Genomic DNA, 510 nt, shown 5'->3' with positions numbered 1-510 from the left:
GCGGAGTTGGCGTTGGCGTCCTCGACGCCGGGGTGTGGGTTGTCGTGGAGTTTGCTGGCGGGGATCGGGCGGATCGAGTCGGGGCATGCTCGTGGCGGGCGCACGGATGCGGCGGGGACGACGGTGGCGCCGATCTTCGGTCCGGCGTTGGATGGGAGTCTGCCGGGTAACGAGGTGATCAAGGCGGCGGACGGGGGGTATGTGCGGGCGTTGGGTCCGATGCAGTTCCTGCCCGGCACGTGGAGTGCCTACGGGGCGGACGGGAACGGGGACGGGGTGGCCGATCCGCACAATGTGTTCGATGCGGCGTTGGCGGCGGGGAAGTATCTGTGTTCGGGGGGTTCGGATCTGCGGGACGGGTCGCAGGAGCTGCGGGCGGTGTTGCGGTACAACAACTCGATGGCGTACGCGGCGAATGTGCTGAGTTGGTCGGCGGCGTATCGGACGGGGGGTTCGCCGACGCAGGTGCGGATCTCGCCGGATCTGGTGGCACCGGGCACGCTCTCGCCG

1 protein-coding gene is annotated in these 510 nt (G+C 69.4%); it reads left to right on the top strand.

The features are described 5' to 3' along the window. On the top strand, window positions 1–510 hold a 510-nt coding region (locus GVY64_RS37105), incomplete at both ends, for a lytic transglycosylase domain-containing protein (RefSeq protein ID WP_201298341.1).

Source organism: Nocardia sp. CY41 (genome assembly GCF_009829325.1).
Lineage (GTDB): Bacteria > Actinomycetota > Actinomycetes > Mycobacteriales > Mycobacteriaceae > Nocardia.
Note: the sequence above shows the minus strand (reverse complement) of the source record. Positions and strands in the feature narration are given on the sequence as shown.